The organism is Nocardiopsis sp. EMB25, assembly GCF_026797795.1.
Taxonomy (GTDB): Bacteria; Actinomycetota; Actinomycetes; order Streptosporangiales; family Streptosporangiaceae; genus Nocardiopsis; species Nocardiopsis lucentensis.
In genome coordinates this window covers 95657-116116 of record NZ_JAMTDN010000001.1, presented here as the reverse complement: position 1 = coordinate 116116, position 20460 = coordinate 95657, and the positions used below count along the sequence as shown (strand labels likewise).

Sequence of the window (20460 nt, the reverse complement as noted above, 5' to 3'; positions counted from 1 at the left end):
GTCTCAGGCCACCACGTGGAAGGTGCGCAGGGCCGCCGCGATGTCCTCGATGTCGCCGAGCCTTCCCGTGGCGACGTCGAGGACGAACGCCTCCGCCCTGTCCTCGTCGACGGGTTCGATCAACGGAGCCCCGTTCACCTCCAGAAAGGTGGCCGCGCAGTTCCACGCGGCCCGCTTGTTGCCGTCGACGAACACGTGGTTCCGAGCGAGGGAGTGCATGAGTGCTGCGGCCTTGTCGAACAGCCCCGGATAGTGCTCCACGCCGAACGATGACGAGCGCGGACGATGTGTCGCGCTCTCAAGGAGCCCGTAGTCCCGTACCACCGCGTCACCCTGCTCGTTCTGTCGCAGGGTGAGGGTGGTGATCTCGACTATGAGGGACGCGTTCAGATAGATGACGGCGTCTGAGGGCATCTACTGGGCGAGCCTCCGGTTCAGCTCAGCGGAGACACGGGTCACCCGCGCTGCTGCCTCCATAACCCGACGACGCTGGATCGCGTCGAGGACACTCTCCTTGGCGAGCTTCTTGACGCTGGTCGACTCAGCCGCGGCCGCCTGGCGGATCTGCTCCATCTCTTCTTCGGAGAATTCGATGTTCAGCGCAGGCATACTCCCACCCCACTTGGTACCTAACCTGGTACCAGGTTACATCCGTCAGGAGTGACCGCACAGGCGTTGTTGACCATCGCACCCGCCAAGGTCATCAAGACCATGAGGGACACCGGCCGCGACATGCACGACAAGTACAAGGAGACCTCGCGCGGCGGCCTGGCCGTCAACGTCATCGAGTGCTGAGGGCCGACGACACGCTCCGTCAATCGTAGACGGTCGACCGATGGTCGACGTGAACGACCACGACGACGAGTCGCCCCTGGTCAACGGTGTAGATCACGCGGTAGTCGCCGACACGGAGCCGCCGGTGCCCGGGAATCCCCACGAGGGCCTTGGTGCCGAACGCGAATGGATCCGTCTCGAGTTCGGCGAGCTTCCGCAGGATCGACATGGCCTGATCACGGGGTATCTTCCGAAGCTCGGCCTGGGCCTCGACCTTGAAGGCCGTGACGTACTTAGTCATCGCGCTCGAGCGTCTCCGCCATCACCTCGGCCATGGATACCAGCGGCGAGTCCCGACGCTCCTCGATGAGCCGCCGGAGCTCGTCCTCGTCGCTCCGTCGCGCCTTCTCCAGGACCTCCATGGGAACGAACGCTCCCACGGCCTTGCCATTGCGGGTGACGACCGTGGTATCACCGGCTCTCGCGCGGTCGATGACCTCGGCGAGGTGAGCTCGAAACTCTCTGGAGGAGATTGTGTCATTCATGGCTACAGAGTAACCAATGAACTTTGTGTACACAATGTATCAGGCGAACCGGATACTGCGGTGGAGGCCTCCCACGGCCCTGACGACCGCCACCCCGGTTCCCGCGTGTGGATCCGTCTCCCCGGACAAGGCCATCAGGACCATGAGGGACACCGGCCGCGACATGCACGACAAGTACAAGGAGACCTCGCGCGGCGGCCTGGCCGTCAACGTCATCGAGTGCCGACGGACCTCGCGGTTCAGGAGACCGCGTGGAAAACCGTTCTCAGCCGCCCCCGGACGGCACCAGACCGCTGATCCGGTACCAGGTGGGGGAGTCCCCGCGTCCGCACAGGATGTCGACGCGCAGGTCGTCGTCGGCGAAGCGGGCGGCCTCCTTCCCGCTTCGGGGGCCGGGCGTTCCTCACGCCAGGCCGCGGCGCGGAACCCGCGCCGGGGCGGCCACCGACATCCGGATGACCGTGGGGATCCGCTCCAGGTCGAGCGCCTCGCCCAGGTTCGCCAACGCCTCCGAGCGCACCCGCTCCCACACCCGTGTCACGTCCGCGTCCTCCTCCAGCAGGAGCGCGAGCCGCAGGTGCGGCGCCTCGCTCGACTCGGTCAGCCGGGCCCGCGCCCGACGTACCCCGGGGTACTCGGCGACCTCCTGTTCGAGGGCGCCGCGCGCCACGCTCTCGCTCATCTCCACGCGCCCGCCCGGGCCGTGGTCGAGCACCACCCTGCCGACCGTGTCGTTCATGCCCTGCACCAGCAGCCACCGCAGGGCGAGGAACCCGGAGAGGAAGGCCACCGCGACCGCCGCGTAGGGCACCCACCGCTGGTCGAGCAGCTCCCTGACCCGCGTACCGGCGATCGCCTCCCCGGCCAGGTCCGGCCCGAGGACGCCCCGGCCCGCGGCCAGCGCCGCCAGACCGACGATCATCAACAGCAACCCGACGGCCAGCAGGCCCACGCGGTTGCCCCTGGCCGACCGGCGGTTCATGTCCCGACCCATGTCAGTCCTCCGCGTAGCGCACGTGCGTGACGATCCGCATGCTGCGCAGCGGAGCCAACTCCTCCAACCGGCGCTCCACGGCCGCGGTCACCTCGGCCGGAAGCCCCTCCCAGTCGGGTGTGTCCGTGCGCACGTGGACCCGTATCCGCTGCCCCCTCAGCACCACGTGCACCGAGTCGACCCCGCTGACCTCCTGCGCCGCCGACGACACCGTCCGGCGCAGGGCCGGGCGGGTCAACCCGACCACCAGCGCCGGGTCGTCGGTGCGCAGCGCGGTCCACCGCCCGTTGCCGGGGGCCAACGCGATGACGATCAGGGCCAGCCCGATCGCGGCGAGCACCGCCGAGGCGATCTGGACCGACGGCTCGGACCACGTCGTGGTCTCCGCGTAGTCCGTCGCCGCCCCGACCGGGATCATCCGCAGCGGGCTGCCCGCCAGGGCGGAGATGACCTCGGCGGCCGACACCACGGCCAGCACGAGGATCACCGCCCCCGTCATCACCGCGGGCCAGGACCTGCGAGGACGGAACGTGTGGACCGCCACGCGTTTCGCCCGCCGGTCGATTCCCTGGTCGGGACGGCCCAGGGCCTCTTCCACGGTGGTCATGTCAGCGCACCAACTCCGTGATCTCGATGTCGACGTGGTGGACCCGTCCTCCCGTGGCCCACTCGACCCGCTCCCTGACGTGCGAGCGCACCCGTCCGGCGACCCGGCCCACCGGATCCCGGTAGCGCACCACGATCCGCAGCCGCAACCGCACGACGCCGCCGCCCATCCGGGCCCTGGCCACACGTGACCGGGCGGGTTCGGCCCCGGGAACCTCCCGGATCGCCTGCAACGCGACCCGCTCGACCACGCGCGGCGGGATGCCCGTCCGTCCTCCGGGGTCTCGGCCGACGACGCCCTCCGGCCCCGGCCGGCTCCGCTGCCGCGGGACCGTCAGTCGCCCGTCGCGCCACCGTTCCACACGCGCCCCTAGGCCGAGCGCCGCGTGAACACCTGGGCGAGGTCGATCTCGCCCTCCACCGCCCGCCCCGCGACGAACCCGGCGATCCCCAGGCCCAGCACCAGACCGAAGGCCGCGAACCCGCCGAACGCCCCGGCCAGACCCAGCACCGTCCCGAACGCCAACCCCACGATCGGCCACATGGCCTCCCCCTCTCGTGTCCAACCGCCTCCAGCGCCCGCGGCGACCTCAGCCACCGGACGGCGCGTCCCCTCCGAGCCCTGCCACCACGTCCTCCACGAACACGTGGACGGCGCGTCCTCCGGAGAGCGGCCCCAACCCGTCCCGTACCTCGGTGACGACCCCCGGGATCGGCCTCCCGAACCGCACGACGAGCCCGACCTCGACCGCCCCCGACCGGACCGCGACGCCGTGGACGAATCCGCCGCGCGCCGGAGTGCTGATCGTCCCGAACGCTCCCGCGGACAGCCCCACCACGTCCGGGAAGCAGAGCGCGGCCTCGGCCAGGCGCGCGGCGGTCTCCGCCGGTTCGTCGTCCTCGCCCACCGCTACTGGACCCGGGGCGCGCCGCCGCCCCCGCCCTGCTCGGCGCCTGCGTCATCACCGTCGTCGGGCAGGTGGATGTCGTCGACCCTGATGTTGATCTCGGTGATCTCCAACCCGGTCATCCGCTCCACGGCGGCCGTGACGTTACGGCGCACCGCGGCGGCCAGGTCCTGGATGGCCACGCCGTACTCGACGACGAGGTCGATGTCGACGGCGGCCTGGCGCTCCCCCACCTCGACCGAGACCCCTCGGGTCACCGACCCGCCGTCACCGCTTCGGGTCACCGCGTCGCGCACGGCTCCGACCGCGCGCGCCGCGCCTCCGCCCATGGCGTGGACGCCACCGATCTCCCGCGCGGCCATCCCGGCGATCTTCGCGACCACGCCGTCGGCGATGTGCGTGTGTCCGGCGCCTCCGGCGCCGCGCTCGCCCTGGGCCGCGTCGCGGGCCCCGGGCACCCTTGCCTCGCTCCTGGTATCCGACACCGGTCCCCCTCAGCAGTGTGCACCAGACCCGTGGCCGCGGCCGGTGTCGGAGGTCGGTGGCCTGGGGCCACCTCCCTGACACGCGGTTACCCATTTCTGTCCTCCCCCTCGGGCGAAGCACCCCAGGAGTAGCGGACCGAAACCCGGTCACCGTTTCCGACCTGTGTACCGACGGGAATCTACCTCAACACACCATATACGTACTGTTCGTGGTCGACAAGATACAGTGAGTGAGATTTCCCAGGTCAGAAAGGTAACGGCAATACCATCCTTGCCCCAAAACCGCGCCGCGAACCTTGTGGACGGGAAAACGAGAGGGCGCCCGAAGGCGCCCCCCTATGCGTCCGAAAACGGCTCCGACCCGGCGTGCCGCCCCGGGAGAACCGCACACGCGTCAGTCGAAGATGACCGTCTTGTCCCCGTTCAGCAGGACACGGCGCTGGGCGTGCCAGTTGACCGCACGCGCCAGCGCGACCGACTCCAGGTCCCGGCCGATCGCGGTGAGCTGCTCCGGGCTGTGGGTGTGGTCGACCCTGGACACCTCCTGCTCGATGATCGGCCCCTCGTCGAGGTCGGCGGTCACGTAGTGGGCCGTGGCGCCGATCAGCTTCACCCCGCGCCGGTGTGCCTGGTGGTAGGGGCGCGCGCCCTTGAAACTCGGCAGGAAGGAGTGGTGGATGTTGATGATCCGGCCGGACATCTTGGTGCACAGCTGCTCGCTGAGCACCTGCATGTAGCGGGCCAGGACGATGAGGTCCACGTCGTAGGAGTCGACCAGCTCCAGGAGCCGCGCCTCCTGCTCCCCCTTGGTCGCCGAGGTCACCGGCAGGTGGTGGAAGTCCACGCCGTAGGAGTCGGCGAGGAACTCCAGGTCGGGGTGGTTGGACACCACGGCGGCGATGTCGACGTCCAACAGCCCGCTGCGCTGGCGGTAGAGCAGGTCGTTGAGGCAGTGCCCGAACTTGGAGACCATGACGATCATGCGCGGGCGGATGTCGCGGACCTGGAGGCTCCACTCCACCACGGGGTCACCGCCCCCGTCGCCGAAGTCGCCGGCCAGCGCCGCGAACGCGCCCCGCAGAGCGTCCTCGCCGACCGCCGCGCCGTCCGTTCCACTCTCGGCCACGAACTGCATCCGCAGGAAGAAGCGTCCCGTGTAGTGGTCACCGTACTGCTGACTCTCGGTGATGTTGCAACCGTGGTCGGACAGCAGGTTGGCCACCGCCGCGACGATGCCCCTGCTGTCGGGACACGAAAGGGTCAGGACGTACTCGCGCTCACTCATGGAAAAAACCACTCCAGGGATCGGACACCGGCTGATCAGCCAGGATGCTCCAGGATATCGGCACCTGTCGAGCCGCGCGCGGGTTCGGCCGGGTCGTGGCCGCCACACACGCGTCCGGGAACGGCCACTCCAAGGAATATGAAATCTATTCATGTTCTGGCATCCTCAAAACATGACAAACCCGCGCGAGAAGTACGAGGCGGCCACACGCGAACTCCAGGCCCCCTTCGCCGTCGTCGACCTGGCCGCCTTCCGCGCCAACGCGACCGCTCTCACCCGACGTGCCCACGGCCGCCCCATCCGCGTCGTCAGCAAGTCCCTCCGCTGCCGCCACCTGATGCGCGCGGCCCTGGAACTGCCCGGCTACGCGGGGGTCATGGCCTTCACCCTCCCCGAGGCACTCTGGCTGGCGACCGACGAGGAACAAGGCCCGATCAGCGACGACATCCTCGTCGCCTACCCCACCGCCGACCAGGACGCCCTCGTCCAGCTCGCGCGCACGCCCTCGGCGTCCCGCGGCATCACCCTCATGGTGGACTCCACCGCCCACCTGGACCTCATCAGCACCGCGGTCGCCCGAGCCGCCGACGAACGCGGCCCCGACGCACCCCCCATCCGCGTGTGCCTGGACATCGACACCAGTTGGCAGCCGCTCGGCCCCGGACTGCGCGTGGGCACCTACCGCTCCCCCGTCCGTACCCCCGCTCAGGCCGCCGCCCTCGCCCGCGCCGTCGTCCGCCGCCCCGAACTCCTCCTGGACGGCGTCATGGCCTACGAGGGTCAGATCGCCGGGGTCGGCGACGCCCCTCCCGGCAAACCCCTCCTCGGCCGCCTGCTGCGCACCGTCCAGCGGCGCTCCGCGGTCGAACTCGCCCGGCGCCGGGCCGCCATCGTCCGTGCGGTCCGCGAGGTCGCCGACGTCCGCTTCGTCAACGGAGGCGGCACCGGCAGCCTGCACACCACCGGCCGGGAACGGGCGGTCACCGAGCTCGCCGCCGGCTCAGGGTTCTACCATCCCCATCTGTTCGACCACTTCCGCGCCTTCGACGGCCGTCCCGCAGCCCTGTTCGCGCTGCCCGTCGTCCGCCGCCCCTCCCCCGGCGTGGCCACCGTCCTGGGCGGCGGCTACCCCGCGTCGGGCCCGGCCGACCAGCACCGCGCACCCGTGCCGTACCTGCCCGAGGGGCTCTCCTACACCGCCAACGAGGGCGCCGGCGAGGTACAGACCCCACTTCTGGGCGCGGCCGCGCACGACCTGGAGGTCGGCGACCGCGTGTGGATGCGCCACGCCAAGGCGGGCGAGATGTGCGAGCGCTTCGCCGCCCTGCACCTCGTCGACGGCGACACTGGCGAGTACCTGGGCGACGCCCCCACCTACCGGGGCGAGGGCCGCACCTTCCTCTGACCGAACCCCGCGCACACGTCGGGCCCGGACGGTGTCGTCCGGGCCGTGTTCGTTCTGGGCCCGCCGCTTCGCTTCGGCCCGCCCGTCGCCCTCCACCACCCTCAACGGACGCCTCCGGCGCGGCTTCTCCCTCTTCGTCGCCCTCCACCACCCTCAACGGACGCCTCCGGCGCGGCTTCTCCCTCTTCGTCGCCCTCCACGGACGCCTACGGCGCGGCCCCGTCCATCAGCACCCTGCCGGCGCCCGAACGTCGAACCCCCTCGGGTGACCGCCCCGAGAGAACGTCCACGCCTACTTACTCCGGCGGACCGCCCAGGCCACCACGCCCACGGCGATGACCGTGCCCACGCCCGCGGCCAGGATCAGCGCCTCAGGGGGAAGCTTGCGCCGCGCCTGGTAGGTGGTCACGACCTCCTCGTCACCCCGAAGGAGGATGCTGCCCTCCTCCGGCTCCACGAGGTGGCTCTCCACCCGCACCGCGCCGCCCCCCGCCACCAGCGCCCGGGCCTCGTCGGCGATCCGGGCGCCGTGCTCACGGACCCGACTGATCTGCCTGCGCGCGATGTTGGACGGGCGGGCCTGTTCGGACAACTGGTCCAGGGTCTCAGCCAACCGCCGTTGTTCGCGGTTGATCTCGGCCTCGATGTCGGCCGGGGTCTGGCGCGGCTCGGTGTCGCGTCCCGTCATTGGGTTGCCTTCCTCCATCAGCGCAGGGTCGAATGGGAGTCCGTGTCCGAGCCGGTCTCCCGGCTCTCTTCCTCCGCGCCGTCGGACGGACCGGAGAATCTCAGCGCGCCATCGATTCCGTCGACCACGCGGAAGAAGTCCCGCGTGGACAACCACAGTTTATAGATGATGGCGATCTCGAACGCGAGCAGCAAAACGCCCGCCACCGCGGCGATCCAACCGATGACCGCGGGCATCGCGGTCACCGCGACGGCCACCGGGGCGATCACGAACACCGCGATCTGGAACTCGATGCCGCTGAACAGGTGGGTGCGCACCCGGCGGTCGTTCAACGCCCCCCAGAACCTCGTGTACCAGGGGAACCGTGTCCGGAACTCCTGGTGCAGGTCCACCTTGGGCAGGGTCATGTCGGGCTGCTTGCCCGCCGTCCGGTGGTTGCGCGTCTCCCGCTCGTTCTGGCTGCGCAGGATCTGTTCCAGGACGTCGATCCCGTGCCGCAGGACCGCCTGCTCACCGCCGTCGCTCATCGCGCCGCCGCGCCGCTCACCGGTGAGCTCCGAGCCGTCGTCCTCCTCCGGCTCCAGCATCGACAGCGTGGCGCGCGCCCGCTCCAGGGCCCCCGCCAGGTGGGAGCGCATCTCACGGCGCAGCTTGTACACCTGGAGAGCGTTCAGGTACCGCAACATGTCCAGGAAGACCACGGCCAGGGCCAGCCACACGAACACCACGGGCGCGGAGTCCGGGTTGTTCTCCGTCGCCACGACGTACTGGCCGCCCATGAGGGCGACGGCGCACACCAGCACGCGGAACCGGTCGGAGACGTAGTCCATCCACGATCCGAACAGCGACTCGGTGTCGGTGAGCCGGGCGAGCTTACCGTCCGTGCAGTCCACCAGGAAGCACAGGAAGTACAGCAGTGCGCCCAGGGCGAGCGCCTCCCGGTAGCCCAGCGCGAAACACACCGCCGCGCCCAGCCCCAGGAAGAGCGCGAGCACCGTCAGCTGGTTGGGCGTGACCGACGTCCGGTTCGCCAACAGGCGCACGAGCCGGATCGCCATCGGGTCCATGAGGTGGACCGTCCACCAGGAGTCGCGCTGCTTGAGGGTCCGCGTCCTGACCTCGTCGAGTGTGAATCCAGGCATCGTCGGCAATGACTCCCAAACGCGAAGCGGGTCTGTTCCGGTCCCGTGGGGCTTCGAGGCCGCCTTACCGGAGCGGGCGTGTCGCCCGAGTGTACGTACAGGTCCGGGTCGCGACGGACCGGACCGAAATCCTGAGTTCGGTCAACGATAGGCGATGAAACCGCCGATCACCGCCGTCGCGGAGGAACCGAACCGCAATCGCAACCGAACGACGCCCGAGCCGGCGGCCCCGGCCTCCGAAGCGGCGGCCCGCGTCCCGGGGCCGTAGTGTGAGGACGAAGGACAACGGGGCGCACCGCCCCGCCAGCCACAGATTGGAACACCACGTGAGCGACCCGATCCGTCTGGAACCCGGCGACCAGGCCCCCGACTTCACCCTCACCGACGCCGACGGCAAGCCCGTCACGCTCAGCGAGGTCCTGACCTCCACCGGCAAAAGCGCCGTTCTGTACTTCTACCCCGCCGCCATGACGCCCGGCTGCACCACGGAGTCCTGCGACTTCCGGGACAACCTCCGCGACTTCGACTCCGCCGGGTTCACGGTGCTGGGCATCTCCCCGGACACCACGGACAAGCTCGCCAAGTTCCGGGACAAGGAGGGACTCACCTTCCCCCTGCTCGGCGACCCCGACAAGGACACCCTGCGCGCCTACGGCGCCTACGGGGAGAAGAAGAACTACGGCCGCCTCGTGCAGGGCGTGATCCGCTCCACGATCGTCGTCGGCGCCGACGGCAAGGTCGCCAAGGCTTTCTACAATGTGAAGGCCACCGGCCACGTCGACCGCGTCAAGCGCGAACTCGGCGTCTGAGGCCCCGCACCGGCGGTGCCCGGTCCCCCTCGGGCCGGGCGCAGCACCCCCTCCGGGCACCGGTACAGTTGTCCCGACGGGGCCGTAGTCCAACTGGCAGGAGACGGCAGCTTTAGGTGCTGTACAGTGCGGGTTCGAATCCCGCCGGCCCCACTGAGGTTCGCGGCGGCCCCGTGGACGGGAACAACCGTCCTCGGGGCCGTGCTCGTTCTGGGCCCGCCGCTGCGCTACCGGCCCAGGAGCGCCCACAGCACGACGGCCAGCAGCACCACGATCCCCAGTACGACGGCGATCACCACCGGCAGACGGCTGCTCTCGGCGTGCTTGCCGGAACTGGTCAGGCCGAGCGTGTCCGTGGAGTCGCGGATCGAGGTCATGATCGAGTTCATCGCCTCGGGACTGTGGCGCAGCCGCTCGTTGATGGACTCGGCCAGCACGTGCGCCCCCGCCCGGAAGTGCTCACGGGCCTGCTCACGGGCCGATGAGTGGGGGTCCGGGAGCTCCTCGCCACCGGGACGCGGTTCCGCGGGTATCGCGGGACCGTCGGCGGCGCGCTCGGGACTGGTCTCGGGCGCCCACGGGGCCAGCGCGGCGATCCGCAGCATCTTGGTGGCGTTCTCCGCGGTGAGCCGTTCGCTGGGCTCGACGCGCAACAGTCCGGCCAGCACCGGGGCCAGCGGGCCGGCGTTGGCCGCTTCCGCGGGCTCGTCCAGCTGCTCGCCCCGCAGGATCTTGATGTAGCCCTTGCGGTCGTAGGGCGGATGCCCCTCGGCCGCCGCGTACAGGGTCGCGCCCAGGGACCACAGGTCCGACTCCGGCCCCACCGGACCAGCCTTGGCCCGCTCCGGCGGGATGTAGGCGGGCGAGCCGATGATGCGCCCGGAGGCGCTGAGCGCCGACTCCCCGTTCCACGCGGCCAGGCCGAAGTCGGTCAGCACCACGCGCCCCGACTCGCTGATCATCACGTTGTCGGGTTTGACGTCACGGTGGACGATGCCCTCGGCGTGCGCCACCTTCAGGGCGTCGATCAGCTGGAGCCCGATCTCGGCCACACGCTGATAGGGCAGCGGGCCGCCCACCTGGATGATCGCCTCCAGGGTGGAGGCCTCCACCAACTCCATGACGATCCACGGGCGGTCGTCCTCGTCCACGACGTCCAGGACCGTGACCAGGCTGGGGTGGGTCAGGCGCCCGGCGACGCGGGCCTCACGCGTGGTCCGCTGCAACAGCGACTCACGTTCGGACCGGCTCAGGTCGGCGGGCAGCCGCAGCTCCTTGACGGCGACCTCTCGGTCGATGACGAGGTCGGTGGCGCGCCACACGGTGCCCACGCCGCCCCTGGCGATCTCCGAGGTCAGTTGGTAGCGCCCTTTGAGCAGCCGTCCCTCAGGTTCGGCTTCGGCCATGCTGGCATCCTCCGGGCACGCCGCGTCGGGCGACGCCTCGGGCCGCTGGGTGTGGGGGTTGTCTAGGGAGGACAAGGTTATCCACGGGTCCATTCACCGGTCATGGCGGCCTCCTGCGGAGCATTGCGGTCGCTGTCACCACGTAGGTGCACGGATCACTCGTTATATCAGGCGCACCCGGGGTCCATGCTGGTCGTTGCCGGAACACTGATACATAGGTTCGTTTTCGTTATGTCCGGTAGGCGGGCACACATGCGGTGACCTACCTCTCCTTGACCGTTCCTTGCCCGGGGCCGGGGGCGAGGACGGGCGCGGCGCCCGTGTCCGGACGGGTACCGCGCCCGCGCACGGCGTCAGGACCAGAGCGACTCGGGAGTGCGCACCTGGACCGGGCCCACGGCGATGTCGGTGAGGGGCTGGCGCAGGCGCTCGGCGTCGCCGACCACGACCACGACCGCCTCCTCCGGGTGCAGGTACTCCAGGGCCGCGGAGTCCAGGTCGGACCGGGTGAGCCGCTCGTACCCGGCCCGGTTGCGGTCGACGTAGTCGTCGGGCAGGTCGTGCACGACGATGTCCACGAGCGCGCCCGCGATGGCACGCGCGGTCGAGTAGCTCACCGGCAGGCCCACGATGTTGGACTCGCGGACCGCGGACAGCTCCTCCTCGGTGACCCCGGACTCGCGGAGCTTGGCGAACTGCTCCAGGGACGAGGTGATCGAGTGCGCGGTGGTGTCCGCCTCCACCTGCGTGGACGCGAAGAAGACCCCGCTGTCGCGGCGCAGGTCGAACCGCGCGCCGGCGCCGTAGGTGTAGCCCAGACGCTCGCGCAGCTCCATGTTGAGGCGGGAGGTGAACATCCCGCCGAGCACCTCGCCGATGCCTTCGGCGCGGGGCAGGTCCACCTGGGAGCGCGACGGGGACCGGTGCGCGATGACCAGGGCCGACTGCACCGATCCGGGCCGGTCCACGATGAGCAGGCGGGGCAGCTCCCCGGGCGGCGGGGCGGGGGCGGTGAACTCCGGCTCCGGCAGGGAGGCGACGTCCCCGAACACGGTCTTGCCCAGGGCCTCCAGGTCCACGCCGGTCAGGTCGCCGACGACCACGAGGGTTCCCGCGACGGAGGCGACGAAGTCGTTGTGGAAGCGCGCGACCGTCTCGGGCGTGACGTCGGCGAGACGGACGGGGCCGCCCGCCAGCGGTGTGGCGTAGCGCCCGGTGAACAGCTGTCCGCCCAGGCTGCGCATGGCCAGCGTGGACGCGGACGCGCACTCCAGCCAGAACCGCTCCAGGAGCTGGTCGCGGCGGCGGACGACGTCGTCGGCGGCCAGCGCGGGACGGCGCACGGCGTCGGAGAACAGGCGCACCGCCTCGCCCAGGCGGTTCACCGGGACGTCGAGGCCGGTGATGAAGGCGTCCCAGGTGACCCGGGAAACCCACTCGGCGCCGTGGCGCTCCAGGGCCGGGGCGAGGGAACTGTTGCCGTCGGGGCCGTCCTCCAGGACCTCGCTGGTGAGGGCGCTGACGCCCATGGCGTCGAGCGGTTCGGCGGCGCCACCGTGCGGGTGGACGAGGCGGAGGGAGGCCAGCTGCTGGCCGGGCACGTCGACGGCGACGACCGTGCCGCCCCCGACGCTGATCCGCTGGGGCTTGGGAAACGAGTAGGACGCTGGGGCACCGAGGTCCGGACGGGTGTTCGGCATGCTCTGCGGCTCTTTCTGCGGCTTGCGGTGACAGGGCCTGTGACTAGGAGACGGCGGGCTCGGGCTCCGGGGACGTCTCGGCCGCCTGGGGGTCGAAACGGACCACGAGCAGGTTGTCGTCCACCAGCAGGCGCTCGACGGCCGAGCGCACCTCCTCCGCGGTGATGTCGACCCAACGCTCGGGCCAGGTGAAGACCAGCTCGGGGTCGCCGAGCAGTTGCGTGGCGCTGCCGATGGCGTCGGCCAGGCCCGCCGGGCTGGAGATCGACTGGAGGTGGTCGCGCTCCAGGACGGCGCGGGCGCGGTCGAGCTCCTCCTCGGTGATACCGGTGGCGAGCTTGGCGATCTCCTCACGCATCGCGGTCTCCAGCTCGTCGCCGCTGACACCCTCGCGGGCGAGCATGTTCACCAGCAGGAGGCTGTCGGTGTAGCGGAACGACAGGATGTCGGCGGCCGCCCCGCCGTCGTCGGCGGCGATGGGCCGGTCGACCACCAGGGCGCGGTACAGACGGCTGCCCTGGCCCTGGCCGAGCACGGCCGAGGCCAGGTGCATGACGTCGAAGTCGCGCGTGCCGTAGGGGGCGACGCGGAACCCGGCGAACACACCGGCGGCGGGCACGGTCTCGGTCACCGCGTCGCGGACCGGGCCGCCCAGCGGCGCGGGCAGGGCGGCGTCGGGCGCCTCGGGACGGGTGTCACGGGCGGGGATGGGGCCGAAGAACCGCTCGACGCGGGCCAGGACGTCCTCGGGGTCCAGGTCGCTGACGACGGTCAGGACGCAGTTGTCCGGACCGTAGTGCGCCTTGTGGAAGGACTTGACGTAGTCGAGGTCGGCCGCGTCCAGGTCCGCCATGGAACCGATGGTCGGATGGTGGTACGGGTGCCCCTCGGGGTAGGCCAGGCGCAGGATGCGCTCCAGGGCCGTTCCGTAGGGCTGGTTGTCGTAACGCTGGCGCCGCTCGTTCTTGACGACGTCGCGCTGGTTGTCCAGGACCTCCTGGGTCATCCCGTCGCGCAGGGTCGACAGGCGGTCGGCCTCCAGCCACAGGATGAGGTCGAGCGCGTGCTCGGGGACCGTCTCGTAGTAGTTCGTGCGGTCGGTGGAGGTGGAGGCGTTGATGTCGCCGCCGAGCCGCTCGACCACCTCGAAGTGCTCACCCTTGACGACGTTGCCGCTGCCCTGGAACATCAGGTGCTCGAACAGGTGCGCGAACCCGGTGCGCCCAGGCACCTCGTGGCGGGAGCCGACCCCGTACCAGAGGTTGACGGCGGCGACCCGCCCGGTGGACGCCGGTGCGGTCACCAAACGCAATCCGTTGTCGAGCGTGTACTGACCCACACGTCCCGCCGCTTCATTGGTCGTCACCAGTGTTGCACCCCGATTCGCGCCGTAGCCGAACTGTCATCGTCACTTGACGACTACGACCCTACGGCCTCTGGAGGGCTTCCGGACACCCATCGCGTGATCGGCCGCATACGGAGGTGGAAGCGGCGGGGCCGGCCGGACTCAGTCCTGGTAGCCGGTGGTGTCCATGGACTCGGCGACAGCGGTGTACACCTCGTCGTACTGGGGGTCCGCTGACCAGACGTAGAGCAGGACGTCGCTGATCGGCAGGAACCACATACGCACCTCGAAGTTCTCACCGTTGACGCACCGCACCTCCCACACGGACTGGTGGGAGACCAGACCGTCCGCGTGGTCCTCGAAGAAGCCGGAGAAGGTGAGCGCGGCGCCCTCCACCCCGATGTTGCCCGAGGCAGCCGTGTTGAGGCTGCGACAGTTGTCCGGGTTGGCGGCCCACCCGTTCTCGTCCTTGAAGGCCTCGCCCTCGTTCGGCCAGCCCTGGGGGTGGTTGGCCGCCGCCCGGGGGACGAGCCGCACCGAACCGTAGGCGCACGCGGCCTGCCCGGGCGGGGTCATGCACAGCGAGTCACCCTCGTTCTGGACCTCCCACCCCTCCGGCGCGTTGATCGCGATCCCCGCGACGTCCACCGGGCTGAAACCCTCGGGGCCCGCGCTCGGGGGATCGACCGCGGCCATGAGACCGCTGTCGCCCAACCGCATCTCGGGGTCGCCCTCACCGCCACCGCCGCCGGAACAGGCGCCGAGCACCAGCATCGCCGTCGCGGCCGCCGCCACTCCCACACCGGTGCGCGCGGCGGGTGTCCGCCACCGTCGACCGTGGACGGCCCCGTCCTTCGTGCCCGCCATGCGTCGTCCCTCTCAGCCGTGCGTCCCGTGCTCAGAACACCCATGACCATAAGGCATATCCGGCGAACACGCCCTGGCGCTCCCGCCCACCGCCCGTGCACTCCCCAGGCCCCCGCGGCCAGGGGGCGCGGTCCGCGCGGCGGCACGGGGGAAGTCCGCTCACCGGCCATTAGTCTGGGTTCATGGTGGACCTGTCGAAGATCACGGAGCCCTTGTCCCTCCCGCGTCTGCGCCCCGGCCCGCACGGGCCGCTGGTGCTGGAGCTGGACCTGACCGAGGGGGTCGCCGACGAGGCCCCCGGAGACCCGATCGGCCAGCTCATGAACCGCCGTCGGCAGCACTTCCTCGACGTCGTCGAGGGCATCCGGCGGGGTGCGCGCGACCCCAAGGTGGCGGCCCTGATCGTGCGCATCGACGGCCGCCCGCTCGGGTTCGCCAAGACCCAGGAGCTGCGGGACTCGGTCGCCGACTTCCGGGCCTCGGGCAAGACCGCGATCGCCTGGGCCGACTCCTTCGGTGAGCTGGGCTCGGGCAACCTCCCCTACTACCTCGCGTGCGCGTTCTCCCGCGTGGTGATGTCCCCGACCGGGGTCCTGGGGCTCACCGGCCTGATCATGCGCAGCACCTTCGTCAAGGGCGCCATCGACAAGCTCGACGTCCGGTACGAGGTCGGCAAACGCCACGAGTACAAGAACGCCCTCAACGGGGTCACCGAGACCGGCTTCACCGACGCCCACCGCGAGGCCACCGACCGGATCGTCACCTCCCTCAGCGACCAGATCGTCGAAGCCGTCGCCGAGGCGCGCGGGCTGACCGAGGACAAGGTACGCGAGCTCGTCTCGGGTGGTCCGTTCATGCCCAAGGAGGCGCTCGACACCGGTCTGGTCGACGCGCTGGCCTACCGCGACGAGGTGTACGAGGACCTCCTGGGCCAGGTGCGCGAGGAGCACCCGGGCAAGGACGAGCCCGAACTGCTCTACGTCGCCCGCTACCACCGCAAGCACACGCCCGTACCGAGGCCCACGGTGGGCGAGGGCCCCGGGTACATCGCGCTGATCTCCGCGAACGGGGCGATCACTCTGGGCCGGTCCCGCCGCTCCCCGCTGGGCGGGGGCACGATCATGGGCTCGGACACCGTGACGGCCGCCTTCCGCGCCGCGCGGCGCGACCCGCGGGTCAAGGCCGTCGTCTTCCGGGTGGACAGCCGCGGCGGCTCCCCGACCGCCTCCGACGCGATCCGCCGCGAGAGCGAACTGACCGGCAAGGCCGGAATCCCCGTGGTGGCCGCCATGGGCGACGTCGCCGGGTCGGGCGGCTACTACGTGACCCTGGGCGCGGACGCGGTCGTCGCCCAACCGGGCACGATCACCGGGTCGATCGGCGTGATCACCGGCAAGCCGGTGTTCGGGGCGCTGATGGAGCGGTTCGGCGTCACCACCGATTCCGTGAGCAGCGCCGAGCACGCGGGCATGTTCGACACCGACCGCCCGTTCACCGAGTCCGAGTGGGAGCGCGTGAACGCGCTGCTGGACGAGATCTACGACGACTTCGTCGGCAAGGTCGCCCAGGCGCGCGGCATGACGCGCGAACAGGTGCACGAGGTGGCCCGGGGCCGGGTGTGGACCGGCCGGGACGCCCTCGAGCGCGGGCTGGTGGACGAGCTGGGCGGGTTGGCGACGGCCGTGCGCCTGGCCCGGGAGAGGGCCGGGGCGGGACCGCTGCCGCTGCGGACCTTCCCCCGCACGCACCCGCTCGACCGGTTCCGTCCGCACGAGTCCAGTGAGGACCTGGCCTCCGCCCAGCCGCAGTCCACGCTCAGCCCGTGGGGGGCGCTGGAGAACGCCGCCCTGGCGATGGGACTGCCCGTGGGCGGTCCGCTGTCGATGGCCGACGGTTGGGAGATCCGTTGACGGGCCCGTTCCTCGACGCGATGGCGCTGGTGCCGACCGGTGTGACCGTGGTGACCGTCGCTGACGGCCGCGACGACGTCGGTGCGACGGTCAGTGCCTTCGGGTCGGTGTCCGCGGACCCGCCGATCGTGTCGGTGAGTGTGCACGCGGACGGGTACATGGCCGAGGTGATCGAGGAGGTCGGTGCGTTCGCGGTGAACGTGCTGGGCGCCGGACAGCGCGCCCTGGCCGGCCGGTTCTCGGCTGAGGGCCGCCCCAGCGCGCGACTGCTCGTCTCCGGGCAACCGCACCACCGGGGCGAGCGCACGCGTGCCCTGGTGCTGGACGACGCGCTGGCCGCGCTGGAGTGCTCCGTCCGCCATCGGGTGGCGATCGGCGACCACGTGGTGTTCTTCGCCGACGTCACCGGACTGCCCGAGGTCGGGGGAACGGGCCCGGCACTGGCCCGGTGGTCGGGCCGCTACCACTCGTTGGCCTGACCGCCCCGCTGAAGTATGTGGATTTGATGAATCCTTGAACCTTTTGTGTCTCCGCGCATCCCATCTCTTGGATGGTCAACGGATGGCATGGAGGTTCACACGTGGCGGCCAGGAACCACGCGGCGGGGGTGCGCGGACTCGGCATCGGGTTGACGGCGCTCGCCCTCGCCGCGACCGCCTGCACCACCAGTGAAGCGGAAACCCAGAACAACGCGTCGGGGTCCGTCGAGCTGAGCATCACCCCGGGGGCCGGGGAGGTCGCGCCGAACACCCCCGTCCGCGTGGCCGCCGAGGGCGGCACCATCACCGACGTGCGGGTGGAGCAGGAGGTGGTCGACGGGGCGAGCTCGCCGGACGGGGACGAGACGGGGGACGGCGACCTCTACTCGATGACGGGGTCCCTCAACGGGGACGCCACCGAGTGGGTCAGCGACTGGGCTCTGCGCCCCGGTGCGGAGGTGACCGTCACCGCCACCGTGGCGGAGGGATCGGGCGGGACGACCGAGGAGACCGCCGAGTTCACGACCGCGCCCGCCGTCGCCGGGCAGCGCCTGGAGCTGGTGAGCAACTTCCCCAACAGCGGGCAGACGGTCGGCGTGGGCATGCCGATCGTGGTCAACTTCGACCTGCCGGTGACCAACAAGGCCCAGGTGGAGAGCGCCATGGAGGTCGTATCCGACCAGGGCGTCACCGGGGCCTGGGGATGGCTGGACAACGACACGACGGCGGTCTTCCGGCCCGAGGAGTACTGGGAACCCCACCAGAGCGTCGCCGTGGACATGCACCTGGCGGGGGTGGAGGCCGCCGACGGCGTGTACGGCATCAAGAACCACCGCCTCGAGTTCGAGATCGGCGCCGAGCGGATCCTGACGATGCACGTGCCCGACCACGAACTGGTCGTCACCACCGACGGCGAGCAGGAGCGCGTCATCCCGGTCAGCAACGGCGCCGCCACCGTGCGGTTCAACACCACGACCAGCGGCAGCCACGTCCTGATGCAACGGCAGGAGACCGTGACCATGGACTCCTCCACCACGGACATGCCCGAGGACATGGCCGGCTACAACACCACGGTCAGGTACGGCATCCGCACCACGAACTCGGGCGAGTACCTGCACGAGGCGTCCTACAACACCAACATCGGCATCGCCAACACCTCCAACGGGTGCACCAACCTGCGTATGGAGGACGCCCGCTGGCTGTACGAGAACACCGCGCTGGGCGACGTCCTGGAGACCACCGGCACCGACCGCGAGGTGGAGTGGTACAACGGCTGGGGCTACTGGCAGCTGTCCTTCGACGAGTGGCAGGACAAGGGCGCGACCGGCGCCTACGCCACCACCGGCGGCACCCCCGGCTCCGTCCACGGCGAGGGCCTGTAGCCACCACCGCCCCCGGAACGCAGGAGGGCCGCACACGGATCATCGTGTGCGGCCCGTCCCGTCCTCGGGAACGCCTCACTCCGAGCGAGGCGGCAGGCCCGAAGAAAGCTAGGCCAGGCCCTCCTGGGACAGCCACTCCTCGGCGACGTCCGCCGCGTTCTCGTTGTCGACGATCACGCGCTCGTTGAGCTCGGTGAGCGACTCGGTGGTCAGCGCGGCGGACACCGCGTCGAGCGCCTCACGCGCCTGCGGCCCCACCTGCTCGGAGTTGACCAACGGGGTGACGTTCTGCGCGCCGAACAGGTTCTCCGGGTCCTCCAGCACCACGAAACCGTTCGCGGCGATCTGGGGGTCGGTGGTGAACAGGTTCGCGGCCTGCACGTCACCGTCGAGGAGCGCCTGGGTCAGCAGGGCCACGTCGAGCGAGCGGAAGGAGCCGAACTCGATCCCGTAGACCTCCTCCAGGCCGACCACGCCCTGCTGCCGCGTCTCGAACTCCGGCGGCCCGCCCAGCGTCAGCTCCCCGGAGACCTCGGCGAGATCGGCCAGGCTGGCCAGGTCGTACTCGTCGGCGGTCTCCCGGGTGACCGTCACCGAGTCCTTGTTCTCCGCGGCCGAGGAGTCCAGGATCTCCAGCCCCTCCGGCAGCGCCTCCGCCAGCAGCGCGTTGGTCTCCTCGCTGGTGCCGCTGGGGGCGTCCTCGTCGAGGTAGGCCAGGATGGCCCCGTTGTACTCGGGGAAGACCGCCAGGTTGCCGGACTCGATCTGCGAGTAGTACACCTCTCGGCTGCCGATGCCCATCTGGTAGTCGACGTCGACCCCGGCGGCCTCCATCGCCCGCCCGTAGATCTCCGCCAGCAGCTGGCTCTCGGGGAAGTCGGCCGACCCGACCACGACGGAGCCGTCGCCGCCGGCGCCCTCCTCGCCGGAGCCGCCCTCCTCGTAGGGGTCGCTCCCACCGCACGCGCTCAGCAGCAGCGCCAACGGGAGCCCGGCGAGGGCGATTCTGTTCCGCATGTCCCAACCTTCTCTCTCACGGTGTGCGCGCCTCAGCGCGCCGACGCCGTCTCGGCGCGCAGTCCGGGTGCGACGAGCAACCTCCGCAACCCGGCGAACAGGAGCGTGGTGGCCACGGCCAGCGCCACCACGAGCACGGAACCACCCAGCATCATCGTCAGGTCCTGGCGGGCCTGTCCGTCCACGATGTACCGCCCCAGGCCGCCCACACCGACGTACGCGGCGATGGTCGCGGTCGCCACGACCTGTACCGCGGCGGTGCGCATACCGATGAGGATGAGAGGCGTGGCCACCGGGAGTTCGAGCCGCATGAGCACCTCGCGGCCGCGCATGCCCATCCCCTGGGCGGCGTCCCTCAACCGCGGCTCGACCCCGCGCACCCCCTCGTGGGTGTTGACGAGGATCGGCGGTACGGCCAGCGCGACCAGGGCGCACACCACCGGAACCAGGCCGATGCCCGCGAACAGCACGACGAGGAAGAGCACCCCGATGGTCGGCAGGGCGCGGGCGAAGTTGGCGAGGCTGGTCGTGGCGAACCCGCCCACGCCGGTGTGCCCGGTGAGCAGGCCCAGCGGCACAGCGACAGCGCTCGACAGCACCAGCGCGAGTGCCGAGTAGTACACGTGCTCGACCAGCCGGGCCGGGATCCCGGAGGCTCCGGACCACTGCGCGGGGTCGGCGAACCACTGGTACAGATCGATCAGGATGTCCAC

General features: G+C 70.7%; 24 protein-coding genes, 1 tRNA gene and 2 pseudogenes. 8 read left to right on the top strand and 19 right to left on the bottom strand.

All coding sequences use genetic code 11. The features are described 5' to 3' along the window. Window positions 1-3: 3 nt before the first annotated feature. A complete protein-coding gene (locus KIK06_RS00570; RefSeq protein ID WP_268641470.1) occupies window positions 4-414 on the bottom strand; it encodes a type II toxin-antitoxin system death-on-curing family toxin in 411 nt (136 codons plus the stop codon). Further along, the gene (locus tag KIK06_RS00565) at window positions 415-609 is read right to left on the bottom strand and encodes a hypothetical protein (protein WP_017601963.1); all 195 of its coding nucleotides are present in this window, start codon (window positions 607-609) and stop codon (window positions 415-417) included. Between the two features lie 87 nt (window positions 610-696). Here KIK06_RS00565 and KIK06_RS00560 point away from each other — a divergent pair. Beyond that, a pseudogene (locus KIK06_RS00560) lies at window positions 697-795 on the top strand (hypothetical protein); the annotation flags it as partial. Window positions 796-814: 19 nt separating this feature from the next. Here KIK06_RS00560 and KIK06_RS00555 read toward each other — a convergent pair. Both KIK06_RS00555 and KIK06_RS00550 read right to left on the bottom strand, forming a co-directional pair. Next, the gene (locus KIK06_RS00555; RefSeq protein WP_268641468.1) at window positions 815-1075 is read right to left on the bottom strand and encodes a type II toxin-antitoxin system RelE family toxin; all 261 of its coding nucleotides are present in this window, start codon (window positions 1073-1075) and stop codon (window positions 815-817) included. Further along, window positions 1068-1319, bottom strand: coding sequence for a type II toxin-antitoxin system Phd/YefM family antitoxin (locus tag KIK06_RS00550; RefSeq protein ID WP_268641466.1), 252 nt, complete (start codon window positions 1317-1319; stop codon window positions 1068-1070). Before KIK06_RS00550 ends, KIK06_RS00555 begins: the two co-directional genes overlap by 8 nt. A 115-nt stretch (window positions 1320-1434) precedes the next feature. Between KIK06_RS00550 and KIK06_RS29305 the strand changes: the two are divergent. Further along, a pseudogene (locus tag KIK06_RS29305) lies at window positions 1435-1542 on the top strand (L-serine ammonia-lyase, iron-sulfur-dependent, subunit alpha); the annotation flags it as partial. A gap of 180 nt (window positions 1543-1722) precedes the next feature. Here KIK06_RS29305 and KIK06_RS00540 read toward each other — a convergent pair. From KIK06_RS00540 to purU, 7 genes are all read right to left on the bottom strand, one after another. After that, the gene (locus KIK06_RS00540; protein WP_268641465.1) at window positions 1723-2313 is read right to left on the bottom strand and encodes an alkaline shock response membrane anchor protein AmaP; all 591 of its coding nucleotides are present in this window, start codon (window positions 2311-2313) and stop codon (window positions 1723-1725) included. Window position 2314: 1 nt separating this feature from the next. Beyond that, window positions 2315-2920: a DUF6286 domain-containing protein gene (locus KIK06_RS00535; protein WP_268641464.1), complete on the bottom strand. Its 606-nt coding sequence runs from the start codon at window positions 2918-2920 to the stop codon at window positions 2315-2317. A gap of 1 nt (window position 2921) precedes the next feature. Further along, window positions 2922-3257: a hypothetical protein gene (locus KIK06_RS00530; protein WP_442789813.1), complete on the bottom strand. Its 336-nt coding sequence runs from the start codon at window positions 3255-3257 to the stop codon at window positions 2922-2924. 32 nt (window positions 3258-3289) lie between these two features. Further along, on the bottom strand, window positions 3290-3463 hold the full coding sequence (locus KIK06_RS00525; protein WP_017601956.1) for a hypothetical protein: 174 nt from the start codon (window positions 3461-3463) through the stop codon (window positions 3290-3292). 46 nt (window positions 3464-3509) lie between these two features. Beyond that, window positions 3510-3827, bottom strand: coding sequence for a hypothetical protein (locus tag KIK06_RS00520; protein ID WP_268641463.1), 318 nt, complete (start codon window positions 3825-3827; stop codon window positions 3510-3512). A gap of 2 nt (window positions 3828-3829) precedes the next feature. Continuing rightward, window positions 3830-4312, bottom strand: coding sequence for an Asp23/Gls24 family envelope stress response protein (locus KIK06_RS00515; protein ID WP_026128212.1), 483 nt, complete (start codon window positions 4310-4312; stop codon window positions 3830-3832). A 394-nt stretch (window positions 4313-4706) separates the two neighbouring features. Further along, a complete protein-coding gene (gene purU, locus KIK06_RS00510; RefSeq protein ID WP_268641461.1) occupies window positions 4707-5597 on the bottom strand; it encodes a formyltetrahydrofolate deformylase in 891 nt (296 codons plus the stop codon). 172 nt (window positions 5598-5769) lie between these two features. Between purU and KIK06_RS00505 the strand changes: the two genes are divergently transcribed. Beyond that, window positions 5770-7002: an alanine racemase gene (locus KIK06_RS00505; protein ID WP_268641460.1), complete on the top strand. Its 1233-nt coding sequence runs from the start codon at window positions 5770-5772 to the stop codon at window positions 7000-7002. 292 nt (window positions 7003-7294) lie between these two features. Here the strand turns inward: KIK06_RS00505 and KIK06_RS00500 are convergent, their stop codons facing one another. Together KIK06_RS00500 and KIK06_RS00495 are read right to left on the bottom strand one after the other, a co-directional pair. Then, window positions 7295-7690, bottom strand: coding sequence for a DUF3618 domain-containing protein (locus KIK06_RS00500; RefSeq protein WP_017601950.1), 396 nt, complete (start codon window positions 7688-7690; stop codon window positions 7295-7297). Window positions 7691-7707: 17 nt separating this feature from the next. Then, window positions 7708-8832: a CDP-alcohol phosphatidyltransferase family protein gene (locus KIK06_RS00495; protein WP_017601949.1), complete on the bottom strand. Its 1125-nt coding sequence runs from the start codon at window positions 8830-8832 to the stop codon at window positions 7708-7710. Window positions 8833-9158: 326 nt separating this feature from the next. On the opposite strand from KIK06_RS00495, the gene bcp reads away from it, so the two are divergent. Both bcp and KIK06_RS00485 read left to right on the top strand, forming a co-directional pair. Then, entirely contained in the window at window positions 9159-9641 is a 483-nt protein-coding gene (gene bcp / locus KIK06_RS00490; protein WP_026128211.1) for a thioredoxin-dependent thiol peroxidase, read from the top strand. A gap of 78 nt (window positions 9642-9719) precedes the next feature. Next, window positions 9720-9794, top strand: a tRNA-Leu gene (locus KIK06_RS00485). Between the two features lie 74 nt (window positions 9795-9868). Here the strand turns inward: KIK06_RS00485 and KIK06_RS00480 are convergent. From KIK06_RS00480 to KIK06_RS00465, 4 genes are all read right to left on the bottom strand, one after another. Next, window positions 9869-11047: a serine/threonine-protein kinase gene (locus KIK06_RS00480; RefSeq protein WP_268641458.1), complete on the bottom strand. Its 1179-nt coding sequence runs from the start codon at window positions 11045-11047 to the stop codon at window positions 9869-9871. A 353-nt stretch (window positions 11048-11400) separates the two neighbouring features. After that, complete coding sequence (locus KIK06_RS00475) at window positions 11401-12747, bottom strand: M16 family metallopeptidase (RefSeq protein ID WP_017601947.1); 1347 nt, start codon at window positions 12745-12747, stop codon at window positions 11401-11403. Between the two features lie 43 nt (window positions 12748-12790). Continuing rightward, window positions 12791-14113, bottom strand: coding sequence for a M16 family metallopeptidase (locus KIK06_RS00470; protein ID WP_026128210.1), 1323 nt, complete (start codon window positions 14111-14113; stop codon window positions 12791-12793). A 141-nt stretch (window positions 14114-14254) separates the two neighbouring features. Beyond that, complete coding sequence (locus tag KIK06_RS00465) at window positions 14255-14959, bottom strand: hypothetical protein (protein WP_017601945.1); 705 nt, start codon at window positions 14957-14959, stop codon at window positions 14255-14257. Between the two features lie 182 nt (window positions 14960-15141). Between KIK06_RS00465 and sppA the strand changes: the two genes are divergently transcribed. The 3 genes from sppA (at window position 15142) to KIK06_RS00450 (ending at window position 18730) form a co-directional block, all read left to right on the top strand. After that, complete coding sequence (gene sppA, locus KIK06_RS00460) at window positions 15142-16869, top strand: signal peptide peptidase SppA (protein ID WP_268641456.1); 1728 nt, start codon at window positions 15142-15144, stop codon at window positions 16867-16869. Between the two features lie 20 nt (window positions 16870-16889). Then, window positions 16890-17348, top strand: a complete 459-nt coding sequence (locus KIK06_RS00455) for a flavin reductase family protein (RefSeq protein ID WP_040691879.1) — start codon at window positions 16890-16892, stop codon at window positions 17346-17348. Window positions 17349-17449: 101 nt separating this feature from the next. Further along, on the top strand, window positions 17450-18730 hold the full coding sequence (locus KIK06_RS00450; protein ID WP_268641455.1) for a L,D-transpeptidase: 1281 nt from the start codon (window positions 17450-17452) through the stop codon (window positions 18728-18730). Between the two features lie 108 nt (window positions 18731-18838). Here KIK06_RS00450 and KIK06_RS00445 read toward each other — a convergent pair whose 3' ends face one another. Further along, on the bottom strand, window positions 18839-19747 hold the full coding sequence (locus KIK06_RS00445) for an ABC transporter substrate-binding protein (RefSeq protein ID WP_017601940.1): 909 nt from the start codon (window positions 19745-19747) through the stop codon (window positions 18839-18841). Window positions 19748-19779: 32 nt separating this feature from the next. After that, complete coding sequence (locus KIK06_RS00440; protein ID WP_017601939.1) at window positions 19780-20460, bottom strand: ABC transporter permease; 681 nt, start codon at window positions 20458-20460, stop codon at window positions 19780-19782.

What these genes read in the sequence shown, in the direction of transcription:
- KIK06_RS00570 (WP_268641470.1), bottom strand. Translation starts at nt 414, where the DNA reads ATGCCCTCAGACGCCGTCATCTATCTGAACGCGTCCCTCATAGTCGAG.
- KIK06_RS00565 (WP_017601963.1), bottom strand. Translation starts at nt 609, where the DNA reads ATGCCTGCGCTGAACATCGAATTCTCCGAAGAAGAGATGGAGCAGATC.
- KIK06_RS00555 (WP_268641468.1), bottom strand. Translation starts at nt 1,075, where the DNA reads ATGACTAAGTACGTCACGGCCTTCAAGGTCGAGGCCCAGGCCGAGCTT.
- KIK06_RS00550 (WP_268641466.1), bottom strand. Translation starts at nt 1,319, where the DNA reads ATGAATGACACAATCTCCTCCAGAGAGTTTCGAGCTCACCTCGCCGAG.
- KIK06_RS00540 (WP_268641465.1), bottom strand. Translation starts at nt 2,313, where the DNA reads ATGGGTCGGGACATGAACCGCCGGTCGGCCAGGGGCAACCGCGTGGGC.
- KIK06_RS00535 (WP_268641464.1), bottom strand. Translation starts at nt 2,920, where the DNA reads ATGACCACCGTGGAAGAGGCCCTGGGCCGTCCCGACCAGGGAATCGAC.
- KIK06_RS00525 (WP_017601956.1), bottom strand. Translation starts at nt 3,463, where the DNA reads ATGTGGCCGATCGTGGGGTTGGCGTTCGGGACGGTGCTGGGTCTGGCC.
- purU (WP_268641461.1), bottom strand. Translation starts at nt 5,597, where the DNA reads ATGAGTGAGCGCGAGTACGTCCTGACCCTTTCGTGTCCCGACAGCAGG.
- KIK06_RS00505 (WP_268641460.1), top strand. Translation starts at nt 5,770, where the DNA reads ATGACAAACCCGCGCGAGAAGTACGAGGCGGCCACACGCGAACTCCAG.
- KIK06_RS00500 (WP_017601950.1), bottom strand. Translation starts at nt 7,690, where the DNA reads ATGACGGGACGCGACACCGAGCCGCGCCAGACCCCGGCCGACATCGAG.
- KIK06_RS00495 (WP_017601949.1), bottom strand. Translation starts at nt 8,832, where the DNA reads ATGCCTGGATTCACACTCGACGAGGTCAGGACGCGGACCCTCAAGCAG.
- KIK06_RS00480 (WP_268641458.1), bottom strand. Translation starts at nt 11,047, where the DNA reads ATGGCCGAAGCCGAACCTGAGGGACGGCTGCTCAAAGGGCGCTACCAA.
- KIK06_RS00475 (WP_017601947.1), bottom strand. Translation starts at nt 12,747, where the DNA reads ATGCCGAACACCCGTCCGGACCTCGGTGCCCCAGCGTCCTACTCGTTT.
- KIK06_RS00465 (WP_017601945.1), bottom strand. Translation starts at nt 14,959, where the DNA reads ATGGCGGGCACGAAGGACGGGGCCGTCCACGGTCGACGGTGGCGGACA.
- sppA (WP_268641456.1), top strand. Translation starts at nt 15,142, where the DNA reads ATGGTGGACCTGTCGAAGATCACGGAGCCCTTGTCCCTCCCGCGTCTG.
- KIK06_RS00455 (WP_040691879.1), top strand. Translation starts at nt 16,890, where the DNA reads ATGGCGCTGGTGCCGACCGGTGTGACCGTGGTGACCGTCGCTGACGGC.
- KIK06_RS00445 (WP_017601940.1), bottom strand. Translation starts at nt 19,747, where the DNA reads ATGCGGAACAGAATCGCCCTCGCCGGGCTCCCGTTGGCGCTGCTGCTG.